The 14,240-nt window shown below is 70.8% G+C and carries 9 protein-coding genes and 1 pseudogene; 8 read left to right on the forward strand and 2 right to left on the reverse strand.

Annotation, left to right across the window (positions count from 1 at the left end; translation table 11 throughout):
• Window positions 1-20 precede the first annotated feature (20 nt).
• The 8 genes and pseudogenes from OG444_RS39360 (at window position 21) to OG444_RS39395 (ending at window position 12,864) form a co-directional block, all read left to right on the forward strand.
• On the forward strand, window positions 21-1,484 hold the full coding sequence (locus OG444_RS39360; protein WP_327260134.1) for a multicopper oxidase family protein: 1,464 nt from the start codon (window positions 21-23) through the stop codon (window positions 1,482-1,484).
• A gap of 147 nt (window positions 1,485-1,631) precedes the next feature.
• Window positions 1,632-3,809, forward strand: coding sequence for a condensation domain-containing protein (locus OG444_RS39365; RefSeq protein WP_327260133.1), 2,178 nt, complete (start codon window positions 1,632-1,634; stop codon window positions 3,807-3,809).
• 47 nt (window positions 3,810-3,856) lie between these two features.
• The gene (gene metK / locus OG444_RS39370; RefSeq protein WP_327260132.1) at window positions 3,857-5,065 is read left to right on the forward strand and encodes a methionine adenosyltransferase; all 1,209 of its coding nucleotides are present in this window, start codon (window positions 3,857-3,859) and stop codon (window positions 5,063-5,065) included.
• A gap of 173 nt (window positions 5,066-5,238) precedes the next feature.
• The gene (locus tag OG444_RS39375) at window positions 5,239-6,219 is read left to right on the forward strand and encodes a carbohydrate kinase family protein (protein WP_327260131.1); all 981 of its coding nucleotides are present in this window, start codon (window positions 5,239-5,241) and stop codon (window positions 6,217-6,219) included.
• Window positions 6,216-9,692 carry a methionine synthase gene (metH, locus tag OG444_RS39380; RefSeq protein WP_327260130.1) on the forward strand — a complete coding sequence of 1,159 codons (3,477 nt, stop codon included), beginning with the start codon at window positions 6,216-6,218 and terminating at the stop codon, window positions 9,690-9,692. Before OG444_RS39375 ends, metH begins: the two co-directional genes overlap by 4 nt.
• Before the next feature lie 28 nt (window positions 9,693-9,720).
• Window positions 9,721-10,683: a methylenetetrahydrofolate reductase [NAD(P)H] gene (metF, locus tag OG444_RS39385; protein WP_327260129.1), complete on the forward strand. Its 963-nt coding sequence runs from the start codon at window positions 9,721-9,723 to the stop codon at window positions 10,681-10,683.
• Between the two features lie 5 nt (window positions 10,684-10,688).
• Window positions 10,689-12,105: pseudogene (ahcY, locus tag OG444_RS39390) on the forward strand (adenosylhomocysteinase).
• Window positions 12,106-12,246: 141 nt separating this feature from the next.
• Entirely contained in the window at window positions 12,247-12,864 is a 618-nt protein-coding gene (locus OG444_RS39395) for an anthrone oxygenase family protein (RefSeq protein WP_327260127.1), read from the forward strand.
• A gap of 58 nt (window positions 12,865-12,922) precedes the next feature.
• On the opposite strand, the gene OG444_RS39400 is transcribed toward OG444_RS39395, so the two are convergent.
• A complete protein-coding gene (locus tag OG444_RS39400; protein ID WP_327260126.1) occupies window positions 12,923-13,420 on the reverse strand; it encodes an anthrone oxygenase family protein in 498 nt (165 codons plus the stop codon).
• Between the two features lie 169 nt (window positions 13,421-13,589).
• Window positions 13,590-14,201, reverse strand: coding sequence for an ABC transporter permease (locus OG444_RS39405; RefSeq protein ID WP_327260125.1), 612 nt, complete (start codon window positions 14,199-14,201; stop codon window positions 13,590-13,592).
• Between the last annotated feature and the right edge of the window lie 39 nt (window positions 14,202-14,240).

Below are 14,240 nucleotides of genomic sequence, written 5' to 3' on the forward strand. Positions count from 1 at the left end.
CCTTCCCAGGAGGACAACCCATGGTCACCAGACGCAGCCTGCTCGGCGGAGCCGTAGCCGCGACCGGCGCCGGCCTGCTCACCGCCGGCGGGCTGACACCGCTCCTCGGCGCCGGGTCCGCGCAGGCCACCGCCACCCCCGGGACCAAGCCGGTCACCGTCCCGCCGCCCTTCACGGTGCGGATGCCGGCCCTGCCCGTGCTCGCACCGATATCCACGTCCGGCGGCCAGGACACCTACGCCGTCACCATCAAGGAAGCGGCCCGGGAGATCATCCCCGGGGTCCGGACCAAAGTCCTCACCTACGACGGCCACTTCCCCGGCCCCGTGCTGCGCGCCCGCAGCGGACGCAAAGTGGTGATCCGCCACCGCAACACCCTCACCATGCCGGTCGCGGTGCACCTGCACGGCGGCAACGTCTCCCCGGAGAACGACGGCGGCCCGATGGATACCTTCGGCCCGGGCACCTCCCGCACGTACACCTACCCCAACCAGCAGCCGGGCGCCGGCCTCTGGTTCCACGACCACGCCCACCACATGGAGTCGGAGCACGTCTTCCGCGGCCTGTCCGCCACCTACCTGCTCTCCGACGAGACCGAGCGCTCGCTGCCCCTGCCCGCCGGCCAGTACGAGGTCCCGATCGCCCTGCGCGACGCCCGCTTCGACGAGGCCGGACAGCTCGTCTACGTCATGGACGACGTCTTCGGCCGCACCACGATCCTCGCCAACGGCCGCCCCACCCCCTACTTCGAGGTCGCCGCCCGCAAATACCGCTTCCGGCTCCTCAACTCCTCCAACATGCGCTTCTTCCAGCTGCGCCTGTCCGACGGCGGCCAGATGATCCAGATCGGCAGCGACGGCGGACTGCTGGAACGCCCCTTCACCACCGACACCATCGGCCTGTCCCCGGCCGAACGGGCGGACGTGGTCATCGACTTCTCCCGCTACCCCACCGGAACGAAGATCGTCCTGGAGAACACCCTCGGCCCGGGCACCCCCGACCAGGTCGGCAAGGTACTGCGCTTCGACGTCGTACGGACGGCCCCCGACCCCAGCCGCGTACCGGACGTCCTGCGCACACTCGCACCCCTGCCGGCGGCGACCGTGCAGCGCACCGTCGTCCTCAGCATGGACGAGGACGGCCGGCAGGAGCCGCGGGCGTTCATGGACGGCCAGGTCTGGGACCACGACCGCATCGACCAGACCATCACGCACGGCACCTCGGAGATCTGGACCGTCACCAACGCCAACAAGCTCGTCCCGCACAACTTCCACATGCACCTGGTCCAGTTCCGGCTGCTGGAGCGCAACGGCGCCCCGGTCGGACCGGCCGAGGCCGGACTCAAGGACACGGTCCGCCTCTTCCCCGGCGAGACGGTCAAACTCCACGCCACCTTCGACACCTACAGGGGCACGTACGTCTACCACTGCCACCTGCTGGACCACTCGGCGATGGGCATGATGGCCAACTTCCGCATCCGGTAAGGACCCGGCAGGGGGACCCGCGCTCGATGCGCGCTCAAGGACGGGCCGAGGACCGGGCGGAAGAATCCTCGACAACAGACCATGTCCGGCCGTGTCCCCCACGAGTCCTCATGTGTCCGAAGCCGAAAGGGAAGAGGAGGGAAGCCGATGGCCGCCACCGTGGCCATGACCGTGGTCCTCAGACCCGGCCCTCCGACCTCCCTCGACCTCCACGGCAGGCTCACCCCTGCCGCGCTCACCGCCGCCCTCGCGTCGCTGCCGCCGTGCACACCGACACTGCACCGGCACACCGACCACCACCACACGCTCACCCTGCCCCCGCCACCGTTCCCCGCCGGACGGCTGTCCGACCTGCTGACCGGGGCCGCGGCGGGGGAGGGGCGGCCCGGCGCCGCCCGCGGACACCACGCCGCCGCACACCCCGCAGACGCCGGATGCGCCACAGACGCCGGTTGTGCCACGCATCCCACGGACGCCGGATGCGCAGCACCCACCGGATGCGCCGCACACACCGGATGCGGCGACCAGGAACCGGAACGGCTGCCGCCCACCACACCCCTCCAACACGACGTACTGCTCGACGCGATGACCCACCCCGGCGCCGGCCTGCACGTGGAGCAGCTCCACTGGCGCTGGTACGGGCCGCTGGACACCCCGCGGTTCGCCGCCGCCTGGCAGACGCTGTACGACACCGAAGCGGTCCTGCGCACCGCACTGGCCAGGCCCGCCGCGCCCGGCGCCACCCCGCTCCTGGCCGTCCACCCGCACGCCGCCCCGCAACTGGAACGCCATCCCCGCGGCAGCGCCGACTGGCACGCCCTGCTCCTCAGCGAACGGATGCGCGAGTTCGACCTGTACCGGCCCGGCACAGCCCTGCGCATCGCACTGCTGGAGGAACCCGGCCCGGTGTTCCGGGTACTCCTGACCTACCACCAGGCCCTCCTCGACGGCTGGAGCGCACGCCTGCTCCAGCGCACCCTCTACCGGGCCTACCTCGCCGACGGACGGCCGGTCGGCAGCGAACGGCGCCCCGACATCCGCGACCACATGCGCTGGCTGGCCCGGCAGGACCCGGCACCGGCCCGCGCGTTCTGGGCCCGCACCGGCGCCCCGCCCGGCGCCGCCGGCCTGCCCGGGCACCGCACGGCCGGCCGCCCGCGGCTGCGCGGCCACGGACGGACCCGCCAACGCCTCACCCCGCACGAGGCACGGCACCTGCGGAACTGGGCGGCGGCCCACGGCGCGACGGAGAGCACCGCCCTGCACACCGCCTGGGCCCTCCAGCTCCACCGCGCCACCCCGCACGCGCCCGCGGTCACCTTCGCGGCGGCCGTCTCCGGCCGGGGCATCCCGCTCCCCGGCGCCGAACGCCTCCCCGGCCCACTGCGCGGCGCCCTCCCGCTGCACGTGCGCATCGACCCCGCCACCCCCCTGACCCGCCTGCTGAGCGCACTGGCCGGCCAGGCCCTGGAGGCCGCCTCCTACGAATGGGTCTCCCCGGGCCAGGCCGCCCAGTGGTCCCCGCCCACCCCCCACGGCCCCGACGCCGGCGCCCGCCGGATCCCCGACTCCCTCATCGCCTTCGAAGCACACGCGCCCACCGGCCCCGCCGACGACGACCCCGTCCACACCGAACTCGCCACCGAGGGCGTACGCGTCGGCGCCGCCGAGGCCATCGGCGCACACACCGCGCACCCCCTCACCCTCACCGCACACCACGACACCGACGGCGGGCTCGTCCTCACCTGCGTCTACGACCGGACCCGCATCACCGACTCCGACGCCGCCGAAACACTCGCCCAGACCACCCTGCTGCTGCGCGAACTGCCCGCCACCACCGGCGGGACCACCACCGTCGCCGAGGCCCTGACCCTGCTCGACGCCGGCCCCGTACCCCGCATCGCCCGCCCCGCCCCCGCCGCCCGCACCCTGCGGATCCTGCGCGCGGCCGCCCGTACCGGCGCCGGCACGATCTGCCTGGTCCCACCGCCCGACGCACCACCGGGCTGCTACGACGCGCTCGCCGCGGCCTACCCCGGCCCGCAGACGCTGACCACCGTGGCGCCGCCCGCCGACGCACGGACCGTCCTGGCCGCACTCCGCCCCGCCCTCGCCCGCGGCGAGCCGCTGCTGCTGGGCGGATTCTCCGGCGCCGGCTCCCTCGCCTGCGAAGTGGCCGAACGCATCGCCTCCCACGGCTGGCACCCGCCCCTCGTGGCGATCGGCGGCGCCCTCACCACCCAAGGCGACCCCGACCCGGTCCGCGCCCTCGCCAGGACCCTGGAGACGGCCGCAGCCGCAGCCACCACCACCGCCCGGCCCTGACCCTCCCCGCCCGACCCGACACCCCGTCCCACACCACCAGGAGTGACATGTCCCGTCGTCTGTTCACCTCGGAGTCCGTGACCGAGGGACACCCCGACAAGATCGCCGACCAGATCAGCGACACCATCCTCGACGCACTGCTCGCCCAGGACCCCGCCTCCCGCGTCGCCGTCGAGACACTGATCACCACCGGTCTTGTGCACATCGCGGGCGAGGTGACGACCCAGGCCTACGCGCCGATAGCGCAGCTCGTACGCGAGAAGATCCTCGAAATCGGCTACGACTCCTCCGTCAAGGGCTTCGACGGCGCCTCCTGCGGCGTGTCCGTCTCGATCGGCGCACAGTCCCCGGACATCGCCCAGGGCGTCGACACCGCCTACGAGAACCGGGTCGAGGGCGACGAGGACGAACTCGACAAGCAGGGCGCCGGCGACCAGGGCCTGATGTTCGGCTACGCCTGCGACGAGACCCCCGAGCTCATGCCACTGCCCATCCACCTCGCCCACCGGCTCTCCCGCCGCCTGTCCGAGGTCCGCAAGAACGGCACCCTCCCGTACCTGCGCCCCGACGGCAAGACCCAGGTCACCATCGAGTACGACGGCGACAAGGCCGTCCGCCTCGACACCGTCGTCGTCTCCTCCCAGCACGCCTCCGACATCGACCTCGAAGCACTGCTCGCCCCCGACATCAAGGCACACGTGGTCGAGCACGTCCTCGCACAGCTCGCGGACGACGGCATCAAACTGGAGACCGCCGGCTACCGCCTCCTGGTCAACCCCACCGGCCGCTTCGAGATCGGCGGCCCCATGGGCGACGCCGGCCTCACCGGCCGCAAGATCATCATCGACACCTACGGCGGCATGGCCCGCCACGGCGGCGGCGCCTTCTCCGGCAAGGACCCCTCCAAGGTCGACCGCTCCGCCGCGTACGCCATGCGCTGGGTCGCCAAGAACGTGGTCGCCGCCGGCCTCGCCTCGCGCTGCGAGGTCCAGGTCGCCTACGCCATCGGCAAGGCCGAGCCCGTCGGCCTCTTCGTCGAAACCTTCGGCACCGAGAAGACCGACATCACCAGGATCGAGGACGCCATCGCCGAGGTCTTCGACCTCCGCCCGGCCGCCATCATCCGCGACCTCGACCTGCTGCGCCCCATCTACGCCCAGACCGCCGCCTACGGCCACTTCGGCCGCGAACTCCCCGACTTCACCTGGGAGCGCACCGACCGCGCCGAACTGCTGAAGGCCGCCGCCGGCGCCTGAGCACGCCCCGGACCCGCCCGGACCGGCGGCCGTCGCCCACCGACGGCCGCCGCCCCGGCCCGCCCGCCCCTCACGCGACCGGCAGCACCCCTCCAGCGGCAGCCCCGCCCGCCCCTGCCGTCCCGACCCACCACCCCGCCCCGCCGACAACAGACCAGCTCACAGGAGTCCACGTGCGTATCGCGGTGACCGGATCCATCGCCACAGATCACCTCATGGCCTTCCCGGGCCGGTTCGTCGACCAGCTGCTCCCCGACCAGCTGCACCACATCTCCCTGTCCTTCCTCGTCGACACCCTCGAGGTACGGCGCGGGGGAGTGGCCGCCAACATCGCCTACGGACTCGGCGGCCTGCGCATGACCCCCCTCCTCGCGGGCGCCGTGGGACCCGACTTCGCCGAGTACGAGGTCTGGCTCAAGGAACACGGAGTCGACACCGGCGCCGTGCACGTCTCCGCCGAGCACCAGACCGCCCGCTTCATGTGCATGACCGACCAGGACTCCAACCAGATCGCCTCCTTCTACGCCGGCGCGATGGCCGAGTCCGCCCGCATCGACCTGCACACCCTGCACGCCCACACCCCCCTCGACCTGATCCTCGTCTCGCCCAACGACCCCGGCGCGATGGTCCGCCACACCGAACAGGCCCGGGAGCTCGGCATCGCCTTCGCCGCCGACCCCTCCCAGCAACTCGCCCGCCTCACCGGCGACGAGGTGCGCAGCCTCGTCACCGGAGCACGCTGGCTCTTCACCAACGCGTACGAATCCGCGCTGCTGCGCGAACGCACCGGATGGACCCACGAGGACGTCCTCGACCGCGTCGGCACCTGGATCACCACCCTCGGCGCCCAGGGCGTCCGCATCGACACCAAGAACGCACCCACCCTCACCGTCCCCGCCGTCCCCGACGTCCACGCCGCGGACCCGACCGGCGTCGGAGACGCCTTCCGCTCCGGCTTCCTGGCCGCCGTCGGCTGGGGACTCCCGCAGGAGACCGCCGCCCAGCTCGGCTGCGCCATGTCCGCGCTGGTCCTGGCGGCCGTGGGCTCGCAGTCGTACGAGATCCAGCCCGACCTGCTCCTCGCCACCGTCCGCACGGTGTACGGGGAGCACGCGGCCGGGCTGCTGGAGCCGAAGCTGGGGCAGCTGATATGACGACGAACACGACGGATACCCAGACCCGGGCCGATGCCCTCAGAGAGGCGCTCGCGACGCGTGTGGTCGTGGCCGACGGGGCCATGGGGACGATGCTGCAGGCGCAGGACCCGACCATGGAGGACTTCCAGCAGCTGGAGGGCTGCAACGAGGTCCTGAACGTCACCCGCCCGGACATCGTGCGTTCGGTCCACGAGGCCTACTTCTCGGTGGGTGTGGACTGTGTGGAGACGAACACCTTCGGCACGAACTACGCGGCGCTCGCGGAGTACGACATCGCCGAACGCAACTTCGAGCTGTCCGAGGCCGGTGCCCGGATCGCCCGCGAGGTCGCGGACGAGTTCACGGCCTCCACCGGTCAGCAGCGCTGGGTGCTGGGTTCGATGGGCCCCGGCACCAAGCTCCCGACGCTGGGCCACATCACCTACGGGCAGATCCGTGACGCCTACCAGATCAACGCCGAGGGCCTGATCTCCGGCGGCGCGGACGCGCTGCTGGTGGAGACCACCCAGGACCTCCTGCAGACCAAGTCCTCGATCATCGGCGCGCACCGCGCCATGGCGGCCCTGGGCATCACCGTCCCGCTGATCTGCTCCGTCACCGTCGAGACCACCGGCACGATGCTGCTGGGTTCGGAGATCGGCGCGGCCCTGACCGCGCTGGAGCCGCTCGGCATCGACATGATCGGCCTCAACTGCGCCACCGGCCCCGCCGAGATGAGCGAGCACCTGCGCTACCTGGCGCGCAACGCGCGCATCCCGCTGTCCTGCATGCCGAACGCCGGCCTGCCGGTGCTGACCAAGGACGGCGCCCACTACCCGCTGTCCGCCCCCGAACTCGCCGACGCCCAGGAGACCTTCGTCCGCGACTACGGCCTCTCCCTGGTCGGCGGCTGCTGCGGCACCACCCCCGAACACCTGCGCCAGGTCGTCGAGCGGGTCCGCGGACTCACCCCGACCACCCGCGATCCCCACCCCGAGCCGGGTGCGGCGTCGCTGTATCAGACGGTGCCGTTCCGGCAGGACACGTCGTACATGGCGATCGGTGAGCGGACGAACGCGAACGGGTCGAAGAAGTTCCGTGAGGCGATGCTGGAGGCCCGCTGGGACGACTGTGTGGAGATGGCCCGGGACCAGATCCGTGAGGGCGCCCACATGCTCGATCTGTGTGTGGATTATGTGGGCCGTGACGGTGTCGCGGACATGGCGGAGCTCGCCGGCCGTTTCGCGACCGCTTCGACCCTGCCGATCGTGCTGGACTCCACCGAGGTCCCGGTCATCCGGGCGGGCCTGGAGAAGCTCGGCGGCCGCGCTGTGATCAACTCGGTGAACTACGAGGACGGCGACGGTCCGGAGTCGCGGTTCGCGCTGGTCACCCGCCTGGCCCAGGAGCACGGGGCTGCTCTGATCGCGCTGACCATCGACGAGGAGGGCCAGGCCCGGACCGTCGGGCACAAGGTCGCCATCGCCGAGCGGCTCATCGAGGACCTGACCGCCAACTGGGGGATCCGCGAGTCGGACATCCTCATCGACACCCTGACCTTCACGATCTGCACCGGCCAGGAGGAGTCCCGGGGCGACGGCATCGCGACGATCGAGGCGATCCGTGAGCTCAAGCGGCTTCACCCGGACGTCCAGACCACCCTCGGCCTCTCCAACATCTCGTTCGGCCTGAACCCGGCGGCGCGCGTGCTGCTGAACTCCGTGTTCCTGGACGAGTGCGTGAAGGCCGGTCTGGATTCGGCGATCGTCCACGCGAGCAAGATCCTGCCGATCGCCCGGTTCGACGAGGAGCAGGTCACCACGGCCCTCGACCTGATCTACGACCGGCGTGAGGGCGATTACGACCCGCTGCAGAAGCTGATGGCCCTCTTCGAGGGCGTCAACACCAAGTCGATGAAGGCCGGCCGCGCCGAGGAACTCCTTGCGCTGCCGCTGGACGAGCGGCTGCAGCGGCGGATCATCGACGGTGAGAAGAACGGCCTGGAGGCGGACCTCGACGAGGCCCTGCAGGCCCGCCCCGCCCTCGACATCGTCAACGACACCCTCCTGGAGGGCATGAAGGTCGTCGGTGAGCTGTTCGGCTCCGGCCAGATGCAGCTTCCGTTCGTCCTGCAGTCGGCCGAGGTCATGAAGACGGCCGTGGCCTTTCTCGAGCCGCACATGGAGAAGACGGACGACGAGGGCAAGGGCACGATCGTGCTGGCGACCGTCCGCGGTGACGTCCACGACATCGGGAAGAACCTCGTCGACATCATCCTCACCAACAACGGCTACAACGTCGTCAACATCGGCATCAAGCAGCCGGTCTCCGCGATCCTCGAAGCCGCGCAGGAGCACAAGGCCGACGTCATCGGCATGTCGGGTCTCCTCGTGAAATCGACCGTGATCATGAAGGAGAACCTGGAGGAGCTCAACCAGCGCAAGCTGGCCGCCGACTACCCCGTCATCCTCGGCGGCGCCGCCCTCACCCGCGCCTACGTCGAACAGGACCTCCACGAAATCTACGAGGGCGAAGTCCGCTACGCCCGCGACGCCTTCGAGGGCCTGCGCCTCATGGACGCCCTCATGGGAGTCAAGCGCAACGTACCCGGAGCCCAACTCCCGCCCCTCAAACAACGCCGCGTACCCAAACGCGACACCCCCCTCCTCCAGACCACCGAACCGGCCGAAGCCGGCCGCTCCGACGTGGCCGCCGACAACCCGGTCCCCACCCCGCCGTTCTGGGGCACCCGCGTCGTCAAGGGCATTCCCCTCAAGGACTACGCCTCCTGGCTCGACGAGACCGCCCTCTTCAAGGGCCAGTGGGGCCTCAAGGACGCCGACACCATCGCCACCGACGGCCGGCCCCGGCTGCGCGGCTGGCTGGACAAACTGCACACCGACGGCCTCCTCGAAGCCGCCGTCGTACACGGCTACTTCCCCTGCGTCTCCAAGGGCGACGACCTCATCATCCTGGGCGAGAACGGCTCCGAGCGCACCCGCTTCACCTTCCCCCGCCAGCAGCGCGGCCGCCGCCTGTGCCTCGCCGACTTCTTCCGCCCCGAGGAGTCCGGCGAGACCGACGTCGTCGGCCTCCAGGTCGTCACCGTCGGCAACCGCATCGGCGAGGAGACCGCCCGGCTCTTCGCCGCCGACGCCTACCGCGAATACATGGAACTCCACGGCCTGTCCGTCCAGCTCGCCGAGGCCCTCGCCGAGTACTGGCACGCCCGCGTCCGCGCCGACCTCGGCATCGGCGGATCCGACCCGCAGTCCATGGCCGGCATGTTCCGCACCGAATACCAGGGCTGCCGCTACTCGCTGGGCTACCCCGCCTGCCCCGACCTGGAGGACCGCGCCAAGATCGCCGACCTCCTGCAGCCCGAACGCATCGGCGTCCTCCTCTCCGAGGAGTTCCAGCTCCACCCCGAGCAGTCCACCGACGCCATCGTCATCCACCACCCCGAAGCCAACTACTTCAACGCACGCTGACCCCCCACAAGCCGGAAAGGAGTCCGACATGCCGGCTGCCCTGGCCGCCACCGCCGAACGCCCCCGCACGTCCCGCGCCCCCGCCCCCGCACCCCTCGGGGTCCGTGAACTACTGGCCCAGGGCCGGCGGACCTTCTCCTTCGAGTTCTTCCCCCCGAAGACCGACGCCGGGGAACGCACCCTGTGGGCGGCCATTCGCCGCCTCGAAGCCCTCGCCCCCTCCTTCGTCTCCGTCACCTACGGCGCCGGCGGCTCCTCCCGCACCCGCACCGTCGAGGTCACCAAGCGCATCGCCGCCGAGACCACCCTGCGCCCGGTCGCCCACCTGACCGCCGTCGGACACTCGGTCGCCGAACTGCGCCACATCATCGGCCAGTACGCCGACGCCGGCATCCGCGACATCCTCGCCCTGCGCGGCGACCCGCCCGGCGACCCGAAAGGGCAGTGGACGCCCCACCCGGACGGCCTGACCCACGCCCACGAATTGGTCGAACTCATCCGCCGGCTCGGCGACTTCACCGTGGGCGTGGCGGCGTTCCCCGAGCGCCACCCCCGCTCACCCTCCTGGACCGAGGACATCCGCCACTTCGCCGCCAAATGCCACGCCGGCGCCGACTACGCCATCACCCAGATGTTCTTCCACGCCGAGGACTACCTGCGGCTGCGGGACCGGCTCCTCGCCGTCGGCTGCCTGACCCCGGTCATCCCCGAGATCATGCCGGCGACCGATTTCCGCCAGATCCGGCGCTTCGCCGAGCTCAGCGACGCCCGCTTCCCCGACGCCCTCGCCCAGCGCCTCGAAGCGGCGAAGGACGACCCCGCGGCCGGGCACCGCATCGGTGTCGAGTACGCGACCGCCATGTCCGAGCGCCTCCTCGCCGAGGGCGCACCCGGCCTGCACTACATCACCCTCAACAAGTCCACCGCGACTCTAGAGATCCATCAGAACCTGAACGTCAGCCACGACCCAGCCACCACCATCACGGAGTAGAACTCATGGACTTCAAGGTCGCAGACCTCTCTCGCCGCGTTCGGCCGCAAGGAGATCACCCTGGCCGAGCACGAGATGCCGGGCCTGATGTCGATCCGCGCCGAGTACGCCCAGGCGCAGCCGCTGGCCGGTGCCCGGATCACCGGCTCGCTGCACATGACCGTGCAGACGGCCGTGCTCATCGAGACCCTCGTCGCCCTCGGCGCCGACGTCCGCTGGGTGTCCTGCAACATCTACTCCACCCAGGACCACGCGGCCGCCGCCATCGCGGTGGGCCCGAACGGCACCCCGGAGAACCCGCAGGGCATACCCGTCTTCGCCTGGAAGGGCGAGACGCTGGAGGAGTACTGGTGGTGCACGGAGCAGGCGCTGACCTGGCCCGGGCACGCCGGACCCAACATGATCCTCGACGACGGCGGCGACGCCACCCTCCTCGTCCACAAGGGCGTCGAATACCAGAAGGCCGGCTCCGTCCCGGACCCGTCCACCGCCGACAATGAGGAAATGGCCCTGGTCCTCGGCCTGTTGGGCAAGACCGGCATCGACTGGGCGGCGCTGGCCGCCGGCGTCCGCGGTGTGACCGAGGAGACCACCACCGGTGTGCACCGTCTGTACGAGATGATGTCCGAGGGCAGCCTGCTGTTCCCGGCGATCAATGTGAACGACGCCGTGACGAAGTCGAAGTTCGACAACAAGTACGGTTGCCGTCACTCGCTGATCGACGGCATCAACCGTGCCACCGACGTCCTCATCGGCGGCAAGGTCGCGGTCGTCTTCGGTTACGGCGACGTCGGCAAGGGCTGCGCCGAGTCCCTGCGCGGTCAGGGTGCGCGTGTCATCGTCACGGAGATCGACCCGATCTGCGCGCTGCAGGCCGCGATGGACGGATACCAGGTCGCCACCCTCGACGATGTCGTGGAGACGGCCGACATCTTCATCACGACCACGGGCAACAAGGACATCATCATGGCCGCGGACATGGCCAAGATGAAGCACCAGGCGATCGTGGGCAACATCGGCCACTTCGACAACGAGATCGACATGGCCGGTCTCGCGAAGATCGAGGGCATCGTCAAGGACGAGGTCAAGCCGCAGGTCCACACCTGGAAGTTCCCCGACGGCAAGGTCCTGATCGTGCTGTCCGAGGGCCGTCTGCTGAACCTGGGCAACGCGACCGGTCACCCGTCGTTCGTGATGTCGAACTCCTTCGCGGACCAGACCCTGGCCCAGATCGAGCTCTTCACCAAGCCGGAGGAGTACCCGACCGAGGTCTACGTGCTCCCCAAGCACCTGGACGAGAAGGTCGCGCGTCTGCACCTGGACGCCCTGGGCGTCCGCCTCACCACGCTCCGCCCGGAGCAGGCCGCCTACATCGGCGTCCAGGTCGAGGGCCCGTACAAGCCGGACCACTACCGCTACTGACCGAACGGATCACGCCACCGGCTCTCGAGCACCACTCGAGAGCCGGTGGAACCCCGTGGCCGGGTATCCCGGGGAATGCCACGATCGGATGTCCGCGCCGAGGGCGAGCACCACTCCACCACCCGCAGATGAGGATGTCCCATGAACCCCAATCCGGCCGGTAGCCACCAGCAGTACCCCGCCGGCGGCCCGGCTCCCTACACCGCCCCGCCCGGCTCCTACGCCCAGCCCGGACCGCCCGCACCGGCGACCGCGGAGCGAGGCAAGGCGGCCACCGTCCTCCTCCTGCTCTCCACGGTCCTCGTCGGCCTGATGGCAGGCCTCTTCTTCGCCTTCGACGTCTCGGTGATGCCGGGACTGGCCGCCGGTGACGAGCGTACGTACGTCACCGCGATGCAGAACTTCAACGCGGCGATCGACGGCAACGGCCTCTTCGGCATGGCGTTCGTCCTCGCCCTGCTGGCCTCCGCGGCCTCGGCGATCGTCGAGTTCCGCAAGGGCCGCCGCAGCGTCGCCATCTGGGTCGGTGCGGCCACCGTCGCCTACTTCGTCGTCCTGATGATCACCTTCTCGGTGAACATCCCGCTCAACAACGAACTCGCCGACGCCGGCGACGCCGCGAAGCTCGCGGACTTCTCGATCGTCGACAAGTTCAAGAGCACCTGGGTCGCCACCAACATCATCCGCACCCTGCTGTGCACGGTGGCCCTGACGGCCCTCTCGCGGGCCCTGGTCCTCTACGGCCGCGCCACCCGCTGACACCTGCCGCCACGCCATGGAGTCCCCCGCCGCCCGGCCGGGGGACTCCCTCATGCGGTCAGCCGGTCTGCCCGTGCAGGTACAGGGCCCAGGCCAGGAAGCCGACCGCAGCCGTGCACAGCAGCGTGCGCCAGACGTTGGCGCGGCTCCAGGGCCCCTCGAAGGCCCGCCGGACGGCAGCCGGGTCACCGATCCGGGCGACCGGGCCGGCCTTCTCCAGGGCGTTGTTCAAAGGGATGTTCACCTTGTTGGTCAGCCCCATCGACAGGATGTAGCAGACCAGCGCCGCGATCAGCGCCGGCAGCACGTCACGGCCGTCCGAGGGAATGTGCAGGGCCAGCGCCAGCGCGGTGAAGAGGAACGCACCGATGTAACCGAGGACGAACCAGCCGTTGAGAATGGCCTTGTTGATGTTCTGCATGACTTCGATGACCGTACGGTCGTCGCTGCGCTTCAGGCCCGGCATCACGGAGACGGAGAAGCCGTAGAACAGGCCGCTGACCAGCCCCATCGTGACCGTCGCGGCGATGAGCGAGGCCAGGCGTGCGGTCTCCATCGTGTGTCCCCCTGCTCGCCCGTCCACGGAGCTTCTGGGTCATCGATTCTTCGGGAACGGGTCATCGAATCGTCAAGTCATGGCGACTATACGGGCGATGGCGGCCCGCGTCGCAGGGGAATCGAGCGAGCCTCCAGCATGTCTCGAGCGGCGCGGACCGCCGCCCCCTTCAGCGCGCGTGCAGCCGGCGGTGTTCGAGGACCGCGGCCAGGGCGTAGGCGCCGCCGCCCGCGAGGGTGAGGACCCAGTAGAAGGCGGGGGCGGTGAACGCGAGGGCCGCGGTGGAGGCCAGGGCCAGCCAGACACCGAGGCTGTAGTGCAGCACGTTGCGGCGTACGGCGCCTTCGGCGAGGTAGACCAGGCCGACGACGAGCCCGGAGCCGGCCGGCCACAGCACGGACTGGAGATCCGGCTGGCCGAGCACGGAGGTCAGGCCGGTGATGGCCAGGAACAGGGCCGTGAAGGCCGTGATCCAGGCCGCGCCGAGCAGCTTGCCCGAGAGGACCTCCGGTGCGGAGGCCCCGTGCTGGGCCCGCAGCGCGGCCAGGGTGGCCATGGTGATGCCGGCGACGAGTCCGCCGCCGAGGAGCGTCATGGGCAGCCAGTCGGGCAGGCCGAGCAGGGGAGCGGGCCCCCGGGAGACCGCGGCCGTGCCGTGGCCGAGCAGGTAGGCCAGTCCGAAACTGACGTAGGCCGCACGGTTGTCGACCTCGCGAGGGCGGCCACGGCCGCCGGCCTCACGAACGGCGGCGGGCGGCAAGGCGGTGGTGGGGCTGGACATGGTGGCAGATCTCCATCCGGGACGGGCGGGGGTGGTGAC

This window comes from Streptomyces sp. NBC_01232 (genome assembly GCF_035989885.1).
Lineage (GTDB): Bacteria > Actinomycetota > Actinomycetes > Streptomycetales > Streptomycetaceae > Streptomyces.

Coding starts and splice junctions, on each gene's coding strand:
- OG444_RS39365 (WP_327260133.1), top strand. CDS start 1,632: ATGGCCGCCACCGTGGCCATGACCGTGGTCCTCAGACCCGGCCCTCCG.
- OG444_RS39360 (WP_327260134.1), top strand. CDS start 21: ATGGTCACCAGACGCAGCCTGCTCGGCGGAGCCGTAGCCGCGACCGGC.
- OG444_RS39395 (WP_327260127.1), top strand. CDS start 12,247: ATGAACCCCAATCCGGCCGGTAGCCACCAGCAGTACCCCGCCGGCGGC.
- metH (WP_327260130.1), top strand. CDS start 6,216: ATGACGACGAACACGACGGATACCCAGACCCGGGCCGATGCCCTCAGA.
- metK (WP_327260132.1), top strand. CDS start 3,857: ATGTCCCGTCGTCTGTTCACCTCGGAGTCCGTGACCGAGGGACACCCC.
- OG444_RS39405 (WP_327260125.1), bottom strand. CDS start 14,201: ATGTCCAGCCCCACCACCGCCTTGCCGCCCGCCGCCGTTCGTGAGGCC.
- metF (WP_327260129.1), top strand. CDS start 9,721: ATGCCGGCTGCCCTGGCCGCCACCGCCGAACGCCCCCGCACGTCCCGC.
- OG444_RS39400 (WP_327260126.1), bottom strand. CDS start 13,420: ATGGAGACCGCACGCCTGGCCTCGCTCATCGCCGCGACGGTCACGATG.